17 protein-coding genes are annotated in these 17,656 nt (G+C 75.4%); 10 read left to right on the forward strand and 7 right to left on the reverse strand.

The annotated features are described in order from the left end of the window. Positions 1-78: 78 nt before the first annotated feature. Positions 79-1,029, reverse strand: a complete 951-nt coding sequence (locus tag ACFO3M_RS19480; protein WP_387992773.1) for a GGDEF domain-containing protein — start codon at positions 1,027-1,029, stop codon at positions 79-81. A gap of 96 nt (positions 1,030-1,125) precedes the next feature. After that, positions 1,126-2,070 carry a S1C family serine protease gene (locus ACFO3M_RS19485; RefSeq protein WP_387992776.1) on the reverse strand — a complete coding sequence of 315 codons (945 nt, stop codon included), beginning with the start codon at positions 2,068-2,070 and terminating at the stop codon, positions 1,126-1,128. Between the two features lie 298 nt (positions 2,071-2,368). On the opposite strand from ACFO3M_RS19485, the gene ACFO3M_RS19490 reads away from it, so the two are divergent. From ACFO3M_RS19490 to ACFO3M_RS19500, 3 genes are read left to right on the forward strand one after another with little or no spacing between them, the layout of a single operon-like run. Further along, positions 2,369-3,505: a carboxylate-amine ligase gene (locus ACFO3M_RS19490; protein WP_387992779.1), complete on the forward strand. Its 1,137-nt coding sequence runs from the start codon at positions 2,369-2,371 to the stop codon at positions 3,503-3,505. Then, positions 3,505-4,776, forward strand: a complete 1,272-nt coding sequence (locus ACFO3M_RS19495) for an erythromycin esterase family protein (protein WP_387992782.1) — start codon at positions 3,505-3,507, stop codon at positions 4,774-4,776. The genes ACFO3M_RS19490 and ACFO3M_RS19495 overlap by 1 nt, the downstream gene beginning before the upstream one ends. Before the next feature lie 4 nt (positions 4,777-4,780). Continuing rightward, positions 4,781-5,449, forward strand: coding sequence for an alpha/beta hydrolase (locus tag ACFO3M_RS19500; RefSeq protein ID WP_387992785.1), 669 nt, complete (start codon positions 4,781-4,783; stop codon positions 5,447-5,449). A 64-nt stretch (positions 5,450-5,513) separates the two neighbouring features. On the opposite strand, the gene ACFO3M_RS19505 is transcribed toward ACFO3M_RS19500, so the two are convergent. Next, positions 5,514-6,959: an NAD(P)/FAD-dependent oxidoreductase gene (locus ACFO3M_RS19505; RefSeq protein WP_387992788.1), complete on the reverse strand. Its 1,446-nt coding sequence runs from the start codon at positions 6,957-6,959 to the stop codon at positions 5,514-5,516. A 131-nt stretch (positions 6,960-7,090) separates the two neighbouring features. Here ACFO3M_RS19505 and ACFO3M_RS19510 point away from each other — a divergent pair, with 131 nt between their 5' ends. The 7 genes from ACFO3M_RS19510 to ACFO3M_RS19540 all read left to right on the forward strand — a co-directional run bounded on the left by ACFO3M_RS19510 (position 7,091) and on the right by ACFO3M_RS19540 (position 15,273). Next, entirely contained in the window at positions 7,091-7,780 is a 690-nt protein-coding gene (locus tag ACFO3M_RS19510) for an alpha/beta fold hydrolase (protein ID WP_387992791.1), read from the forward strand. A 4-nt stretch (positions 7,781-7,784) separates the two neighbouring features. Then, positions 7,785-8,951, forward strand: a complete 1,167-nt coding sequence (locus tag ACFO3M_RS19515; protein WP_387992794.1) for an ROK family protein — start codon at positions 7,785-7,787, stop codon at positions 8,949-8,951. 176 nt (positions 8,952-9,127) lie between these two features. Continuing rightward, positions 9,128-10,678 (forward strand): sugar ABC transporter ATP-binding protein, encoded by a 1,551-nt coding sequence (locus ACFO3M_RS19520; protein ID WP_387992797.1) that lies wholly within the window; start codon positions 9,128-9,130, stop codon positions 10,676-10,678. A gap of 11 nt (positions 10,679-10,689) precedes the next feature. Beyond that, positions 10,690-11,850 carry an ABC transporter permease gene (locus ACFO3M_RS19525; protein ID WP_387992800.1) on the forward strand — a complete coding sequence of 387 codons (1,161 nt, stop codon included), beginning with the start codon at positions 10,690-10,692 and terminating at the stop codon, positions 11,848-11,850. A gap of 101 nt (positions 11,851-11,951) precedes the next feature. Beyond that, positions 11,952-13,004: a substrate-binding domain-containing protein gene (locus tag ACFO3M_RS19530; RefSeq protein ID WP_387992803.1), complete on the forward strand. Its 1,053-nt coding sequence runs from the start codon at positions 11,952-11,954 to the stop codon at positions 13,002-13,004. 59 nt (positions 13,005-13,063) lie between these two features. Next, positions 13,064-14,245, forward strand: a complete 1,182-nt coding sequence (locus ACFO3M_RS19535; RefSeq protein ID WP_387992806.1) for a Gfo/Idh/MocA family protein — start codon at positions 13,064-13,066, stop codon at positions 14,243-14,245. 20 nt (positions 14,246-14,265) lie between these two features. Beyond that, positions 14,266-15,273, forward strand: a complete 1,008-nt coding sequence (locus ACFO3M_RS19540; RefSeq protein WP_387992809.1) for a sugar phosphate isomerase/epimerase family protein — start codon at positions 14,266-14,268, stop codon at positions 15,271-15,273. A gap of 45 nt (positions 15,274-15,318) precedes the next feature. On the opposite strand, the gene ACFO3M_RS19545 is transcribed toward ACFO3M_RS19540, so the two are convergent. From ACFO3M_RS19545 to ACFO3M_RS19560, 4 genes are all read right to left on the reverse strand, one after another. Further along, entirely contained in the window at positions 15,319-15,738 is a 420-nt protein-coding gene (locus ACFO3M_RS19545) for a hypothetical protein (protein ID WP_387992812.1), read from the reverse strand. Further along, positions 15,735-16,256: a cupredoxin domain-containing protein gene (locus tag ACFO3M_RS19550; protein WP_387992815.1), complete on the reverse strand. Its 522-nt coding sequence runs from the start codon at positions 16,254-16,256 to the stop codon at positions 15,735-15,737. Before ACFO3M_RS19550 ends, ACFO3M_RS19545 begins: the two co-directional genes overlap by 4 nt. Before the next feature lie 107 nt (positions 16,257-16,363). After that, a complete protein-coding gene (locus ACFO3M_RS19555) occupies positions 16,364-17,296 on the reverse strand; it encodes an alpha/beta hydrolase family protein (protein ID WP_387992818.1) in 933 nt (310 codons plus the stop codon). Then, a complete protein-coding gene (locus ACFO3M_RS19560) occupies positions 17,293-17,631 on the reverse strand; it encodes a hypothetical protein (protein WP_387992821.1) in 339 nt (112 codons plus the stop codon). The genes ACFO3M_RS19555 and ACFO3M_RS19560 overlap by 4 nt, the downstream gene beginning before the upstream one ends. Between the last annotated feature and the right edge of the window lie 25 nt (positions 17,632-17,656).

Genomic DNA, 17,656 nt, shown 5'->3' on the forward strand with positions numbered 1-17,656 from the left:
CCCTGGCGGTGCCGCGGTCGGGCGGCGGCGGGGTCCGTGGCGCGTCGGCACCGAGGGGTGCCGGGCCGACGCGGGAGGTCAGCCGGCGGCCGAGTGGCGGGCGCGCTTCTCCCGGTACAGCGCGGCGTCGGCGCGGGCCAGCGTCGCGGCGAGGTCCTCGCCGGGCCGGGCGCCGGCCGCCCCCGCCGACCACGCCCCGACCGAGACGGCGCGCAGCCGGTCCAGCAGCTCGGCGGCGCGGTCGGTCCCGGTGCCGGGCAGGCAGAGCACGAACTCGTCCCCGCCGAGGCGGCCGAGCAGGTCGGAGCGGCGCAGCTCCCGGCTCCAGGCCGAGGCGAGCGAGCGCAGCAGGGCGTCGCCGGCGGAGTGGCCCCCGGTGTCGTTGACGGCCTTGAACCCGTCGAGGTCGAGGACGACGACGGTCAGCGGCTCCCCGGTGCGCTGCGCGTGGGCGAGCAGCCGGGCGGACTCGGCCTCCCAGGCGCGGCGGTTGGCCACCCCCGTCAGCGGGTCGGTGCCGGCCGCGCGGCGCAGCGCCCCGGACTGCCGGATCTGCGCCTCGGTGAGCACCGCGACCGTGGCGACGGCGGCCAGCCAGGCCGAGAGGAACCCCTCCGGCGCCGCGGCGAGCGCGCCCGCGGTGACGACGGCGACCCCGCCCGCGACGTGCAGCCGCGCCTGCGCGGGCGGCAGCACGTGCCCGGCGAGCACCCCGAGCGCCACCACGACCGGGCCGAGGCCGACGACGCCGACCGCGGTGACCGAGCGCCAGGCGAGCACCGCGGTGAGCAGGGACAGCAGCGCCAGGGCGGCGTGCACGACGGCCATGGGGGAGCGGCCCGTCGGCGCGTGCTCGCGCACGTGCCACAGCGCCGCGGAGCCGAGCCCGCCGACGACCGCGAGCGCGGTCAGCAGGACGACCGGTGTCCGGGGGTGCATCGGCCACAGCGCACCGGCGGCGCACAGGACGGCGGCGCAGCCGTACAGCAGCGCGAGCAGGCCCAGCCCACCCCTGCGGTCTCCGTGCACGGGTCCTCCCTCCGTCGCGGACGACATCGTCACCCGTCACGCCGGTCCTGAGCGCGACGACGGCCGTCCCCCTCGGAGGGAGGGCGCCGGGGAGGGTCAGCCGGTGAGCTCGGTGGGCACCGCGATGACGTCGACCATCGCCCCGAGCCGGTACACCGTGACCGGCAGCGGCCGGCCGATCGCCTCGGCGAACAGCAGCCGCTGCAGGCTCTGCGCCTCGGCCACCGGCGCCCGCCCGGCCTCCAGCACCAGGTCGCCGGCGCGCAGCCCGGCCCGGTCGGCCGGCGACCCCGGGACGACGTCGACCACCCGCAGGCCGCGGCGCCGGCCGGTGCGCTCGGCCAGCGGGGCCGGCAGCGGCGCGGGGCTGCTGACCAGGCCCAGGTAGGCGCGGCGCACCCGCCCGTCGCGGACCAGCGCGTCGACGATGCGGCGGGTGGTGGCGTTGACCGGCACCGCCAGGCCCAGGCCCCACCCGGCGACGGCGGTGTTGATGCCGACCACCCGGCTGGCCGAGTCGGCGAGCGCGCCGCCGGAGTTGCCGGGGTTGAGCGCGGCGTCGGTCTGGATGACGTCCTCGACCACCCGGGCGGTGCGCCCGTCGCGGGTGGGCAGCGAGCGGCCCAGGCCGCTGACCACGCCCGCGGTCACCGACCCGGCCAGCCCGAGCGGGTTGCCGACGGCGACGACGAGCTGGCCCACCCGCAGCTGCGCGGCGTCGCCGAGCTCGGCGGGCTCGGGCGCGCCGGCGGTCGCCCGGACGACGGCGAGGTCGGACAGCGGGTCGGTGCCCACCACCTCGACGGGCGTCTCGGTGCCGTCGCCGAACACCGCGCGCCCGCTGCGCGCCCGGCCGACGACGTGCGCGTTGGTGAGCATCAGCCCGTCACCGGGGACGACGACCGCGGAACCGGCGCCGCCGCCGCGGCCGTCGGGTGAGGTCACCTGCAGGGCGGCGACGTGCGGGGTGAGGTCGGTGGCGACCGCGGTGACCACCTGGGAGTAGGCGTCCAGGGCCGCGTCGGTGTCGGGTCGGGCCACGGTCCACCTCCGGTCGTGATTACAGCGTTGCACCGACCAGTGGACGCCTCCCCGGGCCGCCCTGCCACCCCCTCCGTTGCGCCCACGGTGAACGGCGGGAGGTGTCCCGCGCGCACTCGTGCTCTGCCCACTCCTGCGGGCAGAGCACGAGCGGCCACGGCGGCACCTGCGGCGTCCCCCTTCGTGCTCTGCACACGTGGGTGTGCAGAGCACGAGCGTGCTGGTCAGCAGGTGCGGCGGGGCCCCGGCGGCCGTAGCGTCGGCCTGCCCGGCGTCCGGACCGGCACCGAGGAGGGGCGTGCGCACCGACGGCCTGCAGACCGAGGGCGGTGCGGTCGGGCGCACCCTCGGCGTCGAGGAGGAGTTCCACCTCGTCTCCCCGGACACCCTGGAGCTGACGCCCGGCCCCCGGGCGTCCGCGGCGGCGCTGGCCGGCGAAGCGGGGGAGCGGGTGCACCCGGAGATCGCCACCACGCAGCTGGAGATCGCCACCGGCGTGTGCACCACGCTCGAGCAGGTGCGCGCGGAGCTGGTGGCCGCCCGCACCGAGGCGGCCGCCGCGGCCGAGCGCGACGGCCTGCTGCTCCTGCCCGCCTCCACCCACCCGTGGGACTCCTGGCACACCATGCCGGTCACCCCGGGCGAGCGGTACGAGGCGATGGTCGACCGCTGGGCCGGGCTCGCGCGCCAGCAGGACATCTGCGGCTGTCACGTGCACGTCGGCGTCCCCGACCTCGACACCGCCGTCGCCGTCCTCGACCGCACCCGCCCCTACCTGCCGGTGCTGCTCGCGATGACCGGCAGCTCGCCGTTCCACGACGGCGTCGACACCGGCTACGAGTCCTGGCGGACGCTGTGGTGGACCCGCTTCCCGCACGCCGGTGCGCCCGAGCCGCTCGGCGACGCCGACGGCTACCGCCGGGTGCTGTCCGCGCTGGTCGCTTCCGGCGTCGTGGCCGACGGGTCGCACCTGTACTGGGACGTCCGCCCCTCGGCGCGGCTGCCCACGATCGAGTTCCGGCTGGCAGACGTCTGCACCACCCTCGACGACACCGTCCTGCACGCCGCGCTGGTCCGCTCGCTGGTGCGCGTGCTCGCCGGGCGGGCGCAGCGCGGCGAGCCGGTGCCGGAGCTGCGCCCGGAGGTGCTGCGCGCGGCGCGGTGGCGGGCGGCTCGCTCCGGGCTCACCGGCCCGCTGTTCGACCCGCTGCGCGAGGAGCTGGTCGACGCCCGCACGGCGGTGACCGGGCTGCTGGCCGAGCTGGAGGAGGACCTGACCACGGCGGGGGAGTGGGACGAGGTGACCGCCCGGGTGCAGGACCTGCTCGGCCGGGGTACGTCGGCGGCGCGGCAGCGGAGCACCTGGCTGCGCACGGGCGACCGCCGGGCGGTCGCGGAGTGGGTCGTCCGCGAGGGGGCGGCCGGGAGGTCCTGATGGACGGCTTCGGGGAGCTGGCCCGCCCGCTGCGCGACGACGCCGACCTCGACCCGCTGCTCGAGCGCATCGGGGAGGCGCGCGTGGTGGCGGTCGGCGAGGCCAGTCACGGCACCCACGAGTACTACGCCTGGCGCGCCGCGCTGACCCGCCGGCTGGTCGAGGAGCGCGGGTTCGGGCTGGTCGCGGTCGAGGGCGACTGGCCCGACTGCGCCCGCGTCGACCGCAGCGTGCGGCTGCGGCCCGGGGGCGCCGAGGACCCGCGGACGGCACTGGACGCGATCGACCGCTGGCCGACCTGGATGTGGGCCAACGACGACGTCGTCGACTTCTGCCGGTGGCTGCGCGGGGTCAACGCGGGCCGCCCCGAGGCCGCGCGGGTGCGCTTCGCCGGCCTCGACGTCTACAGCCTCTGGGACTCGATGCACGAGCTGCTGGCCTGGGTGCAGGAGCACGAACCCGGCCACGTCGAGGCCGCCCGGCAGGCGCTGCGCTGCTTCGAGCCCTTCGGCGAGGACGGCGTCGAGTACGCCTTCGCCCAGCGGTTCGCCCCGGCGGCGTGCGAGGAGACCGTCGTCGCGCTGCTGCGGCGGCTGTGCGAGCAGCGCGGCGCGGACGACGACCCCGACGACCGGTTCTCCGCCGAGCAGAACGCCGCGGTGGTCGTCGGCGCGGAGCGCTACTACCGGGCGATGGTCGGTGGCTCCGCGGAGTCGTGGAACGTCCGGGACGTGCACATGGCCGACACCCTCGACCGGCTGATGGGCCACACCGGCGCGAAGGCCGTGGTCTGGGAGCACAACACGCACGTCGGCGACGCCCGGGCCACCGACATGGCCGACGCCGGCATGACCAACGTCGGCCGGCTGCTGCGCGAGCGGCACGGCGCCGGCGACGTCGTCCTGGTGGGGCTCGCCGGCCACCGCGGCGGCGTCGTCGCCGGGCGGGAGTGGGGCGCGCAGATGGAGCGGATGACCGTGCCGCCCGCGCGCGAGGGGAGCCTCGAGGACCTGCTGCACCGCGAGGTCGGGCACGACGCGCTCGTCGTCGTCCCGCCCGGGGAGCGCCCGGACTGGCTGGACCGGCGGCTCGGGCACCGGGCGATCGGCGTCGTCTACCGGCCCGAGCGGGAGCGCTGGGGCAACTACGTGCCCACGGTGACGGGCGACCGCTACGACGCCCTGCTGTACCTGGAGGAGACGACGCCGCTGCAGCCGCTGCACCTCGAGCGGCCGGACGAGCACGTGCCGCCGATGGCACACGCGGTGTAGTCCGGTGGCACTGCCCGCGGCCGGTGCCGGCCGCCTCGACGCCCGCCCCGGTGCGCAGCCCGCCGGGCCACCGCTGCCGGCCGGCACGACCGCGCTGGAGCTGGGCGGCCCGGAGGCGCTGGTCGCCGTCCCCGGCGGCCCGCCCGGCCCGCGCCCGCTGCTCGTGTTCTGCCACGGGGCGGGCGGGACGGCGGACCAGTCGCTGGCCGCGGTGGGCGACGTCGCCACCGCCCGCGGGGTCGCCGTCCTCGCGACCTCCTCGGTCGCCTCGACCTGGGACCTGCTCGCCGGCGGGCTCGGCCGGGACGTGGCGGTCCTCGACGCGGCGCTGGAGCGGGTCGCCGCCGGCCTCGCGGTCTCCCGGGCCGCGCTCGGCGGCTTCTCCGACGGCGGCTCGTACGCGCTGTCGCTCGGGCTGGCCAACGGCGACCTGTTCGAGGCGCTGCTGGCGTTCTCACCGGGCTTCGTCGCCCCGCCGGGCCGCACCGGCCGGCCGCGGATCTGGATCGCCCACGGCACCCGCGACCGCGTGCTGCCGGTGGCGCGCTGCGGCCGCCGGGTGTCCCGGGACCTCGCCGCCGCCGGTTACGACGTCACCTACGACGAGTTCGACGGCGGCCACGTCGTGACCCCGGACCTCGTGACCGCGGCGCTGGACGCCTGGCTGCGCTGAGCCCGGACGCGCGACGGCCCGGCCCCCTCACCGGGGGTCCGGGCCGTCGGGACGTGCGGGGTGGCTAGGCGGTGCGGCGGCCGACGAAGTCGTGCTGCTGCTCGGCGTTGACCTCGTCCGGCGTGTGCGGGTGGTCCTTCGGCCCGCCGGTCTTCGACGCCTCGAAGCCGGGGCCGAGCTTCTCCAGCGCCAGCCGGCCGTAGACCTGCTGCTGGGTGGCCACCCGCTGCGACCGGCCGCGGCCGAGGAAGCTGACCATCCAGTGCAGCACCGTGGTGACCCGGCTCTTGAAGCCGATGATGTAGAAGAGGTGCACCACCAGCCAGATCACCCAGGCGATGAAGCCCTCGAACTTCATCTTCTTGATGTCGGCGACCGCGGAGAACCGCGAGATGGTCGCCATGTTGCCCTTGTCCCGGTACCGGAACGCGCCGCGCGGCTCCCGGCCGGCGAGCCGGCGCTTGATCTGGTCGGCGGCGTAGCGCCCGCCCTGGATGGCCACCTGGGCGACGCCGGGCAGCCGGTCGGGGTGGTTGGCCATGTCGCCGACGACGTGGATCTCCGGGTGGCCGGGCAGCGTCAGGTCCGACTGGACGGCGATGCGCCCGGCGCGGTCGACCTCGGCGCCGGTCTTCTCGCCCAGCAGCCGGCCCAGCGGCGAGGCCTGCACGCCGGCCGCCCACACCTTGGTGGCCGCCGAGATGCGGCGCAGCTGGCCGTCGGAGTCCTTGACGGTGAGGCCGTCGGCGTCCATGTCCGTGACCAGCGCGCCGAGCTGGACCTCGACGCCGATCTCGTTGAGGTGCCGGCGGGCCTTCTCGCCCAGCTTCGGCCCGAACGGCGGCAGCACCTGCGGCGCACCGTCGAGCAGGATGATGCGGGCCCGCTGCGGGTCGATGTTGCGGAAGTCGCGGCGCAGCGTGCGGTGCGCGAGCTCGGCGATCTGCCCGGCCATCTCCACCCCGGTCGGGCCGGCGCCGACGACCACGAAGGTCATCAGCCGGTCCACCTCGGCGGGGTCGGTGGCGAGCTCGGCCAGCTCGAAGGCGCCGAAGATGCGGCCGCGCAGCTCGAGGGCGTCGTCGATGCTCTTCATGCCCGGGGCGAACTCGGCGAACCGGTCGTTGCCGAAGTACGACTGGCCGGCACCCGCGGCGACGATCAGCTCGTCGTAGGGGTGGATCGTGGTGCGGCCCAGGATGGTGGAGGTGACCGTGCGGGCGTCCACGTCGATGTCCACGACCTCGCCGAGGACCACCTTGGCGTTCTTCTGGTGGCGCAGCACCTCGCGGGTGGCCGGGGCGATCTCGCCCTCGGAGAGGATGCCGGTGGCCACCTGGTAGAGCAGCGGCTGGAAGAGGTGGTGGCCGGTCTTGGCGACCACGGTGACGTCGACGTCGGCGTTGCGCAGGGCCTTCGCGGCGAACAGCCCGCCGAAGCCGGAGCCGATGATCACCACCCGCGGCCGGCCGGTCGAGGAGCTGGCGGTGGGCGCAGGTGATGTCGTCATGATGACTGTGATCCTCTCCCGTCAGGGGCTCCGCTGTCTCCCGGCGGGCCCGTTCCGGGGGTGATCCCCGTCACGGCGGCCCTCCGCCGGTGCACTCGCGGTGTCCGGTCCTGCCCGGTACAACCAGGTCGGTGCCCGTCGTCATCCCCCGGCTCGTGGTCGTCCCGGGGCTGGGCCTGGACGGGCGGTCGTGGTCACGGCTGCGCCGGCGGTCGCCCGCCGACGTCGTGGTCCTACCCGGGATGGGCCGGTCTGCACCTGTGCCTCCGCTCGACGTGCTGGCCGCCCGGCTGCGGGACCGGCTCGGCCCCGGTCCGGTCGTGCTGGCCGGCCACTCGCAGGGCTGCCAGGTGGTGGCCGCGGCCGCCGTCGACCCGCGGGTGGCCGGTGTCGTCCTGCTCGGCCCGTCGACCGACCCGCGGCTGCGCCGGCCCGCGCGGCTGGCCGCGCGGTGGCTGCGGACCGCGCTGCGCGAGCCCTGGTGGCAGGCGCCGCTGATCCTGGCGCAGTGGCTGACCACCGGCCCCCGGGCGATGCGGGCGCTGTGGCGGGTGGCCGCGCCCGACCGCATCGACGTCCGGCTGCGCCGCGTCGGCGTCCCGGTGACCGTCGTCCGCGGCACGCGGGACCGGCTCTGCCCGGCCGACTGGGCCGCCGCGGTGGCCGCCGCCGCGCCGTCGGGACGGGTCGTCGAGGTGCCCGGGGCGGGGCACATGACCGTCCAGACCCACCCGGACGCCGTCGCCGCCGTCCTCCGGGAGGTTCTCCGAGCTGCCGGGATCGCGGAGGAGGGGGGACGCGCCTCCGGCGTGTCACCATGACGTCATGGCCTCCACGTCCGCCTCGGCCGGCGCACTGCTGCACCACGTGCGCACCGGCCGCGCGCGGAGCCGGGCCGAGCTGGTCGCGCTCACCGGGGCCGCGCGCAACACCGTCAGTGCCCGCGTCGACCAGCTGATCGCCGCCGGCCTGCTGCAGGAGGGCGGCCGCGGCGGCAGCACCGGCGGCCGCCCCCCGACGCTCCTGCGGTTCAACAGCGGCGCCGGCTGCGTGCTCGCCGTCGACCTGGGGGTCACCAGCGTCGACGTCGCGGTCACCGACCTGTCCGCGCAGATCCTCGCCACCGTCGGGCACCCGATCGACATCGCCGACGGCCCCGACGTCGTGCTCGCCGAGGTGGACCGGCTGGCCCAGAAGGTGCTCGCCGAGGCGGGGCTGACCCCGGCCGACGTGTGCGCCGTCGGCGTGGGCGTGCCCGGGCCGGTGGAGTTCTCGACGGGCCGGCCGTCGCACCCGCCGATCATGCCGGGCTGGCACGACCACGACATCCCCGGCGCCTTCGCCCGCTACGGCTGCCCGGTCCTCGTCGACAACGACGTCAACGTCATGGCGCTCGGGGAGATCGGCGTCGGCGGCTCGGCCGAGGACGTGCTGGTGGTCAAGGTCGGCACCGGCATCGGCTGCGGGGTCATCGTCGACGGCGAGGTGTACCGGGGCGCGCAGGGCAGCGCCGGCGACATCGGGCACATCCACGTGCCGACGCCGGACGGCCGCACCGTGCTGTGCCGCTGCGGCAACGAGAACTGCCTGGAGGCGCTCGCCGGCGGTGGCGCGCTGCTGCGCGACGCCGTCGAGGCGGGGCTGCCGGTGACCAGCACCCGGCAGGTCATCGAGCTCGCCGCCCAGGGCGACGGCCCGGCGCTGGAGCTGGTCCGGCGGGCCGGGCGCACCATCGGCACGGTGCTGGCCGCGCTGGTCAACTTCTTCAACCCGCACCGCATCGTGATGACCGGCGGGGTCGCGCAGGCCGGCGCGCCGCTGCTGGCCGGCATCCGCGAGGCGGTCTACGGCCGCTCCATGCCGCTGGCGGCCCGCGCGCTGGAGATCACCGTCAGCGACGCCCCCGACCTGTCCGGCCGGGTGGGCGCCGCGCTCATGGCCATCCAGGGCTACCTCGACGGGGACTCGGTCCACCAGGCCCTGGCCCGCTGAGTCACCGGCTGCCGTCGCAGGACGGCGGAGACGGCCGTCCCTGCCCTGACCTGGCCCGTCGCAGGTCTCGGTTCGGTGACGCCGCTCACGGGGTCTTGACCCCTTGTGACTCCGTTCATATGGTCACCGCTGCACAGACTAATGGTCAGCGTTGAGCAGAAGTCCGAGGTGAGGCCATGCCACCGGCAGGAGCGCCGCTGCTGGAGATGCACGGCATCGTGAAGACCTTCCCGGGCGTCCGTGCGCTCGGGGGCGTGGACCTCGACGTCCGCGCGGGGGAGGTGCACTGCCTCCTCGGTCAGAACGGTGCCGGCAAGTCGACCCTGATCAAGGTCCTCGCCGGCGCCCACCAGCCGGACGAGGGCACCATCCTCTGGCGCGGCGAGCAGGTCCGGCTGTCCACGCCGCAGGCCGCGCTGGGCCTGGGCATCGCGACGATCTACCAGGAGCTCGACCTCGTCGCCGGGCTCACCGTCGCCGACAACGTCTTCCTCGGCCGGGAGCAGGCCCAGATGGGCTTCGTGCGGCCGCGCGAGCTCAACCGGCGGGCGGGGGAGCTGCTCACCCGGCTCGGCCACCCCGAGATCCGGCCGGCCGCCGAGGTGGGGTCGCTGCCCGCCGCCTCCCAGCAGATGGTGAGCATCGCACGGGCGCTGTCCCAGGACGCGCGGCTGATCATCATGGACGAGCCCTCGGCGGTCCTCGACAACGAGGAGGTCGAGCGGCTGTTCACGGTGATCCGCGACCTCACCGCGCACGACGTCGCCGTCGTCTACATCTCCCACCGGCTGGAGGAGATCCGCGAGATCGGCGACCGGATCACCGTCCTCAAGGACGGCCGGACCGTCGCCACCGGGCTGCCGGCCCGCGAGACGCCGACCCGCGAGGTCATCACGCTGATGACCGGCCGGGACATCGAGTACGTCTTCCCCGAGCGCCACCACCGCCCCGCGCCCACCGCCGAGCCGGTGCTCGAGGTCGAGGACCTGTCGCTGCACGGCTCGTTCTCCCACGTCTCCTTCTCGGTGCGACCCGGCGAGATCGTGGGCCTGGCCGGGCTGGTCGGCTCCGGCCGGTCGGAGATCCTCGAGACCGTCTACGGCGCGCGACACGCCACCGGCGGCGCGGTCCGCGTGGACGGTCGCCGGCTGCGGCACGGCGACGTCGGCGCCGCGGTGGCCGCCGGCGTGGGGCTGGCGCCCGAGGAGCGCAAGAGCCAGGCCCTGCTGCTCGGCGAGTCCGTCGCCCGCAACATCAGCATCTCCAGCCTGGCCCGCTTCGCCCGCGGCGGCTTCCTCTCCGGCGCCGCCGAGCGCAAGGCCGCCCGCGAGCAGGTGAAGTCGCTCGACGTGCGCCCGGCCGACGAGACCCGCGAGGTGCGAACGCTGTCCGGCGGCAACCAGCAGAAGGTCGTGCTCGCCCGCTGGCTGCTGCGCGACTGCCGGGTGCTGCTGCTCGACGAGCCCACCCGCGGCGTCGACGTCGGGGCGCGCTCGGAGATCTACGCGCTGGTGCGCGACCTCGCCGACCGCGGCGTCGCGGTGGTCGTCGTCTCCAGCGAGATCCCGGAGGTGCTCGGTCTGGCCGACCGGGTCCTCGTCATCGCGGAGGGCCGGGTGCTGGCGGAGGAGCCCGCCTCGGCCCTCGACGAGCACCGCGTGCTCGACCTGGTCATGGAGGGGACGTCGACGCACGGCGTCCCGGTGCACGAAGGGGACGTCGCATGAGTGGGCAGGGCATGAGTGAGGGCAGCACCGCGGTGACCGCGGGCTCCGGCAAGGACGCCGGCCGCAACCGGTCGGGAGGCGGGTTCATGAGCGGGCCGGTCGGCCGCAACCTGGGCCTGGTCGTCGCGCTGGTGGTCCTGTGCGTCGTCGGCGTCATCACGGCGGGGGACCGCTTCGCCGACGTCGACAACATCCTGACCATCCTGCGGCTGGCCTCGGTCATCGGCGTGGTGAGCGTCGGCATGACGTTCGTGATCATCGGCGGCGGCATCGACCTGTCGGTCGGCGCGCTGGTGGCGCTGGCGTCGGTGTGGGCCACCACGCTGGCCACCCAGCAGATGGCCGAGGACTTCCACTGGATCGTCATGGTCTTCACCGCGCTGGTCGTCGGCGCGGTGGCCGGGCTGATCAACGGCGTGGTCATCGCCTACGGCAGGCTCGCGGCCTTCATCGCCACCCTCGCCATGCTCGCCGCCGCGCGCGGCCTGGCCGAGATCATCGCCAACCGGCGCACCCAGATCGTGCAGGACAGCGACTTCCTGTCCTTCTTCTCCGGTGATGTGCTCGGCGTCCCGACGCTGGTCATCATCTTCGCGCTGGTCGCGATCGCCGGGTGGGTGCTGCTCAACCGGACCACGTTCGGCCGGCGCACCTTCGCCGTCGGCGGCAACGCCGAGGCCGCCCGCCTCGCCGGCATCCGGGTGCAGCGGCACACCGTCAAGCTCTACGTGCTCTCCGGCATCACCTGCGGCATCGCCGCGGTGATGATCATGGCGCGGACGACGACGGGCAGCTCGACCCACGGCACGCTCTACGAGCTCGACGCCATCGCCGCGGTCGTCATCGGCGGCACGCTGCTCATCGGCGGGCGCGGGACGATCGTCGGCACCGTCCTCGGCGTCCTCATCTTCACGACGCTCGGCAACGTCTTCACGCTCAACAACCTGTCGAGCTCGGCCCAGGCCGTGGCCCGCGGCGTGATCATCGTCCTCGCCGTCCTGCTGCAGCAGCGGCTGGCCACCGGCGGGTTCAGCTTCCGCCGGCCCACCGCGGGACCGCCGTCCGGCGGCCTGCCCCCCGCGGGCGGCCCGGCCGGGGCGGTCTCCGGCGGCTCGACCGTCGAGGGCGGACCGGGCGGCACGCGCCCGGCCGCGAGCGGCAAGACCCTCTGACTCCCGGCGCGCGACCCGCGCGCCGGACCGCACCACCACCGGACCCCCGTCCGGTGGCAGCTCACCGCCTCCGGAGAGGGGGCGACACCCGAGGAGAGAGCATGTCCGCAACGAGGCAGCGTCCGTTCCGCCGCCTGCCGTACGCCACGGTCGCCCTGCTCAGCGCGGGCGTGCTCGTGGCCGGCTGCACGAGCAACACCCCGGAGGAGTCGGGCGGCGGCGGGGGCAACCAGGCCGCCAGCGACAACGACGAGGCCGGCGACACCGTCACCATCGGCTTCTCGGCGCCGGCCGCCGACCACGGCTGGATGGCCGGCATCACCGAGGCCGCCCGCGCCGAGGCCGAGAACTACGAGGACGTCGAGCTGGTGGTCGCGGAGGGCACCAACGACGTCAGCACCCAGATCAGCCAGGTGGAGACGTTCATCAACGACGGCGTCGACGCCATCGTGCTGCTGCCCTTCGACGGCGCCGCGCTGACCCCGGTCGCGCTGCAGGCGATGGAGGCCGGCATCCCGGTCATCAACGTCGACCGCGAGTTCGACAGCCCGTTCGCCGCCCGGGCCACCGTCCTGGGTGACAACTACGGCATGGGCGTCTCGGCCGGCACGTACATCTGCGAGCAGCTGGGCGACAACCCCGACGCCGTCGTCGCGGAGATCGCCGGCATCGACTCGCTGCCGCTGACCCAGGACCGCAGCCAGGGCTTCGCCGACGCGCTTGCCGACTGTGGCCTCAACGTCGACAACCGCGTGGCCGCGGACTTCACCGTCGAGGGCGGCGAGGAGGCGGCGGCGAACCTGCTGCAGGCGGCGCCGCAGATCGACGCGATCTGGAACCACGACGACGACCAGGGCGTCGGTGTCCTGGCCGCGATCCAGAACGCCGGCCGCGACGAGTTCTTCATGGTCGGCGGCGCCGGCTCGGCCAACGCCATGCGGGCGATCCAGGAGGGCAACTCGGTCCTCCAGGCGACGGTCATCTACCCGCACACGCAGGCCGCCGACGGCATCAAGCTGGCCCGGCTCGTGGCGCAGGACAAGGCGCTGTCGGACCTGACCGAGGTGGAGGTCCCGCGGCAGATCGTGCTGAACGCGCCGGTCGTCACCGCGGACAACGTCGACCAGTACATCGACAACGCCTTCGAGTCCTGATCCACCCGGGCGGGGCCGCCGGTGCACGCCGGCGGCTCCGCCCCGTTCCGGGAGCCCTCATGACCTCACCTGACCGGCCGACCCTCGGGGTGGGCCTCATCGGACACTCCTTCATGGGCGCGGCGCACTCGCAGGCCTGGCGCACCGCCCCCCACTTCTTCGACCTCCCGCTGCGCCCCGAGCTCACCGTCCTCGCCGGCCGGGACCGGGAGCGGGCCACCGACGCCGCCGCCCGCCTGGGCTGGGCCTCGGTGGAGACCGACTGGCGGCGGGTCCTCGAGCGCGACGACGTCGGCCTGGTCGACGTCTGCACCCCCGGCGACACCCACGCCGAGATCGCCATCGCGGCGCTGGAGGCCGGCAAGCACGTCCTGTGCGAGAAGCCGCTGGCCAACTCCGTCGCCGAGGCCGAGGCCATGACCGAGGCCGCCGAGCGGGCCGCCGCGCGCGGCGTCCGCTCGATGGTCGGCTTCACCTACCGCCGGGTGCCGGCGATCGGGCTGGCCCGGCAGCTGGTCGCCGAGGGCCGGATCGGCCAGGTGCGCCACGTGCGCGCCCAGTACCTGCAGGACTGGATCGCCGACCCGTCGGCGCCGATGTCGTGGCGGCTGGAGAAGGACAAGGCCGGCTCGGGGGCGCTCGGCGACATCGGCGCGCACATCGTCGACCTCACGCAGTACATCACCGGCGAGACGGTCACCGGCGTCAGCGCCCTGCTCGAGACGTTCGTCAAGGAGCGCCCGCTGCCCGCCGCGGCCGGGTCGCTGTCCGGCGTCGCGGGCGAGGGCACCGGCCGGGTCACCGTCGACGACACCGCGGTGTTCCTCGGCCGGTTCTCCGGCGGCGCGGTGGCCACCTTCGAGGCCACCCGGTTCGCCCTGGGCCGCAAGAACGCCATCCGCATCGAGGTCAACGGCTCCGCCGGCAGCCTGGCCTTCGACTTCGAGGACATGAACGTCCTGGAGTTCTTCGACGGCGGCGAGCCCGCCGAGGTGGCCGGCTTCCGCCGCATCCTCGTGACCGAGCCCGGGCACCCCTACGTGTCGGCCTGGTGGCCGGCCGGGCACGGGCTGGGCTACGAGCACGGCTTCACCCACCAGGTCGTCGACCTGCTCACCGCCATCGCCAAGCAGGAGGACCCCACGCCGTCCTTCGCCGACGGCCTGCAGGTGCAGCGGGTGCTCGAGGCCGTCGAGCGCAGCGCCGCGGCCGACTCCGTGTGGACCCCCGTCCCCGCCTGACCCGAGAGGACACCCCCGACATGCCCCGTCCCGTCACCCTGTTCACCGGCCAGTGGGCCGACCTGCCGTTCGAGGAGGTGGCCCGGCTCGCGTCCGAGTGGGGCTACGACGGCCTGGAGATCGCCTGCTGGGGCGACCACCTCGACGTCGAGCGCGCCGCGAACGACGACTCCTACGTGGAGGAGCGGCTCGCGCTGCTCGACAAGTACGGCCTCAAGGTCTGGGCCATCTCCAACCACCTCAACGGCCAGGCCGTCTGCGACGACCCGATCGACGAGCGCCACCGCGACATCGTCAACAAGCGGGTCTGGGGCGACGGCGACCCCGAGGGCGTGCGCCAGCGCGCCGCCGAGGAGATGAAGCTGACCGCCCGCGCGGCGGCCAAGCTCGGCGTGAAGACCGTCGTCGGGTTCACCGGGTCGAAGATCTGGAAGGCCGTGGCGATGTTCCCGCCGGCCCCGGCCTCGATGATCGAGGACGGCTACGCCGACTTCGCCGCCCGCTGGAACCCGATCCTCGACGTCTTCGACGAGGTCGGCGTCCGGTTCGCCCACGAGGTGCACCCGTCGGAGATCGCCTACGACTACTGGACGACGGTCCGCACCCTCGAGGCGATCGGCCACCGCGAGGCGTTCGGCCTCAACTGGGACCCCAGCCACTTCGTGTGGCAGGACCTGGACCCGGTCTCGTTCATCTGGGACTTCAAGGACCGGATCTACCACGTCGACTGCAAGGACGCGAAGCGCCAGGTGGGCAACGGCCGCAACGGCCGGATGGGCTCGCACCTGCCGTGGGCCGACCCGCGGCGCGGCTGGGACTTCGTCTCCACCGGCCACGGCGACGTCCCGTGGGAGGCCTCCTTCCGGATGCTCAACACGATCGGCTACGACGGGCCGATCTCGGTGGAGTGGGAGGACGCCGGCATGGACCGCCTGGTCGGCGCCCCCGAGGCGCTGGCGTTCGTCCGCCGGCTCGCGTTCGACCCGCCGGCCGCGGCGTTCGACGCCGCGTTCTCGTCCCAGGGCTGAGCGACCCGGCGGTGGACGGGCGGTCCCGCCCGTCCACCGCCGGCCTCAGCGGCCGGTGCGCCGGCGGGTGAGGCCGGCCAGCACGACGAGCACGACGACGGCGGCGGCCTCCACCCAGAACGACTCCCACCACAGGGTCGCCTCGGTGGTCTCGACGAAGCCGAAGAGCCCCACCGTCGTGGACACGACCAGCGCGGCCAGCGACCCGGCCGCGAACGCGGCCCCCAGCACGGCCGCCCAGGTCACCAGGCGCGCCGGCGCGGCGAGCAGGAGCAGCGCGCCGCCGAACCCGAGCACGGTCTGCACCAGGAACGCCGGGCCGATGACGTCGATGCCGCTGTAGCCCTGCTGCCACAGGTAGGCGTGGATGACGGCGATCGCCGCCAGCAGCGCGGCGCCCACGAGCCGCAGCACCCCGATCGCGACGCCGCCGCGCGAGGAGCGCGTCGCGGTGTGCCCGCTCATGCCGAGACCGTCACGTCGGTCGCCATGCCCATGGCCCGGTGGTTGCCGATCGAGCAGTAGAAGACGTACTCGCCCGCCTCGAGGGTGACCGTCAGCGTGGTCGACTCGCCCGGTCCGATGGTGTCGCTCGCGGCGACGTCCTGCCCGTCCCGCTCGACGACCAGGTCGTGGGTGGCGTTGCCCTCGTTGACCACCTCGATGGTGTACTCGCCGGGGGTGAGGGAGCTCTCCGAGAGGTCGATGTACATCTCGCCCTCGGTGGCGGTGACGGTCCGCGCCTCGGCCGGCGCGGTGGTGCTCCCGGACGCGGTGCTCCCCGGCGCGGTGCTGCTCGCGGCGGCGCTCTCCTGCGGGGCGCTCGAGGAGGGTGCGCTCTCCGTGTGCTCGGCCTCGGCGTGCTCGCTGGTCGTGGCGGCGGCGGCGGGATCACCGCCGCCGCCGTCGTCCGAGCAGGCACTGAGCAGGCCGACGCCCAGGGCGACGACCAGCGGTACGACACGTCGGGTGGGCTGGGACACACGGACCTCCTCGGAGCCGACGGTGGGCCCGCTCCGGCGACGGCCCACCGCAGGCCCGCGATACTGCAACGCTGCCCCCACTCCCCGTAACCCCTTCCCGCCTCCGCTCAGGACGGGGACGCCACGGCACCGACCCGCCGGCACCAGGCCGCCACGGTGGCCAGCACCTCGGCGTCCACGGGTCGGCGCAGCTCGCCGCGGTAGGCGCGCAGGGACGCCGGCCCCGGCTGGCGGCGCAGCGTGTGCGTGAGGTCGGGGACGAGCAGGGTCTCCACCGGGCCGGGGACCGTCGCCGCGATCGTCTCCAGGTCCGCCGGGGGCACCTGCAGGTCCTTCGCCCCGGTCACCGCGAGCACCGGCACGGTCAGCCGGGCGAGGTCGGTGCGCGGGTCGTGGTCGAGGAACTCGCGGTGCCAGCGCGCGTTGAGCCGCGCCCCGCCGATCCGGGCGACGTCGGTGGTCGTCGCCCGGAGGCGCTCGTGGTTGGCGGCCACCTTCTGCTCCAGGTCGGTGCGCAGGAGCCGGAGCAGGCCCCGGACCGGCGCGGGCAGGGTCGGCCCGATCTGCCGGGCCTGCCAGCGGAGCAGCTCGTCGCCGGGCGTCGCGGAGCCGGCGAGCAGGACCACCCCGGCCACCGGGACGCCGCGGGCGGCGACCGCCGCGGCGAGCAGCGCGCCCTCGCTGTGGCCGGCCAGCACGATCCGCCCGGGGTCCACCTCGGGTCGGGCGGCCAGGGCGTCGCGCGCCCGGGCGAGGTCGTCGGCGGCGTCGTGCAGCCCGGCCCGCCGCCAGTCGCCGGGCGTGCCACCGACGCCGCGCTTGTCGTACCGCAGGGACGCGAGACCGCCCTCGGCGAGCGCGTGCGCCAGCTCGCGGGTGACGCCGAACCGGGCGCGCCGGTGGTCGGAGTCGCGGTCCAGCGGGCCGGAGCCCGGCGCGAGCAGCACGGCGGGGACGGGGCCGGGCGCGTCGGGGAGGGTGAGCGTGCCGGCCAGCGGGGGCTCGCCGGGCACGGTCACCGGCAGCTCGCGGGGACTCATCGGGGAGTGCCCGACAGCGCCGCGACGACGGCCGCGGCGTCGTCGACGGTCACCAGGACGGTGTCGAAGCGCTGACCGGTCAGCTCCAGGCGCACGGCCGCCCCGCGCCGGACGCTCACGAACGTCCTCCCGCCCCGCCGGCGCCAGGTGCCGATCTTGCGCACGCCGGGCAGGCCGAGTCCGGGAGCGCGCAGGCCGCCGGCGGCGGCCAGCCCGTCGGGGACGACCTCGGCCGAGCGCACCGCGGACAGCGGGACCTCGAGGTCGCGCAGCAGGCCGAGCACCTTCTCGGTCGGGGTGAGGGTGATCCGCAGGGTCTGGGGTGTCGTCGTCACAGTCGCCATGGGAGGATCATTCCCA

It is taken from the genome of Geodermatophilus arenarius, assembly GCF_042654585.1.
Classification (GTDB): Bacteria; Actinomycetota; Actinomycetes; order Mycobacteriales; family Geodermatophilaceae; genus Geodermatophilus; species Geodermatophilus arenarius.

Excerpts from the sequence above, each read along its gene's own strand:
- ACFO3M_RS19515 (WP_387992794.1), top strand. The coding sequence starts at position 7,785 with ATGGCCTCCACGTCCGCCTCGGCCGGCGCACTGCTGCACCACGTGCGC.
- ACFO3M_RS19495 (WP_387992782.1), top strand. The coding sequence starts at position 3,505 with ATGGACGGCTTCGGGGAGCTGGCCCGCCCGCTGCGCGACGACGCCGAC.
- ACFO3M_RS19555 (WP_387992818.1), bottom strand. The coding sequence starts at position 17,296 with ATGAGTCCCCGCGAGCTGCCGGTGACCGTGCCCGGCGAGCCCCCGCTG.
- ACFO3M_RS19545 (WP_387992812.1), bottom strand. The coding sequence starts at position 15,738 with ATGAGCGGGCACACCGCGACGCGCTCCTCGCGCGGCGGCGTCGCGATC.
- ACFO3M_RS19540 (WP_387992809.1), top strand. The coding sequence starts at position 14,266 with ATGCCCCGTCCCGTCACCCTGTTCACCGGCCAGTGGGCCGACCTGCCG.
- ACFO3M_RS19530 (WP_387992803.1), top strand. The coding sequence starts at position 11,952 with ATGTCCGCAACGAGGCAGCGTCCGTTCCGCCGCCTGCCGTACGCCACG.
- ACFO3M_RS19520 (WP_387992797.1), top strand. The coding sequence starts at position 9,128 with ATGCCACCGGCAGGAGCGCCGCTGCTGGAGATGCACGGCATCGTGAAG.
- ACFO3M_RS19525 (WP_387992800.1), top strand. The coding sequence starts at position 10,690 with ATGAGTGAGGGCAGCACCGCGGTGACCGCGGGCTCCGGCAAGGACGCC.
- ACFO3M_RS19505 (WP_387992788.1), bottom strand. The coding sequence starts at position 6,959 with ATGACGACATCACCTGCGCCCACCGCCAGCTCCTCGACCGGCCGGCCG.
- ACFO3M_RS19535 (WP_387992806.1), top strand. The coding sequence starts at position 13,064 with ATGACCTCACCTGACCGGCCGACCCTCGGGGTGGGCCTCATCGGACAC.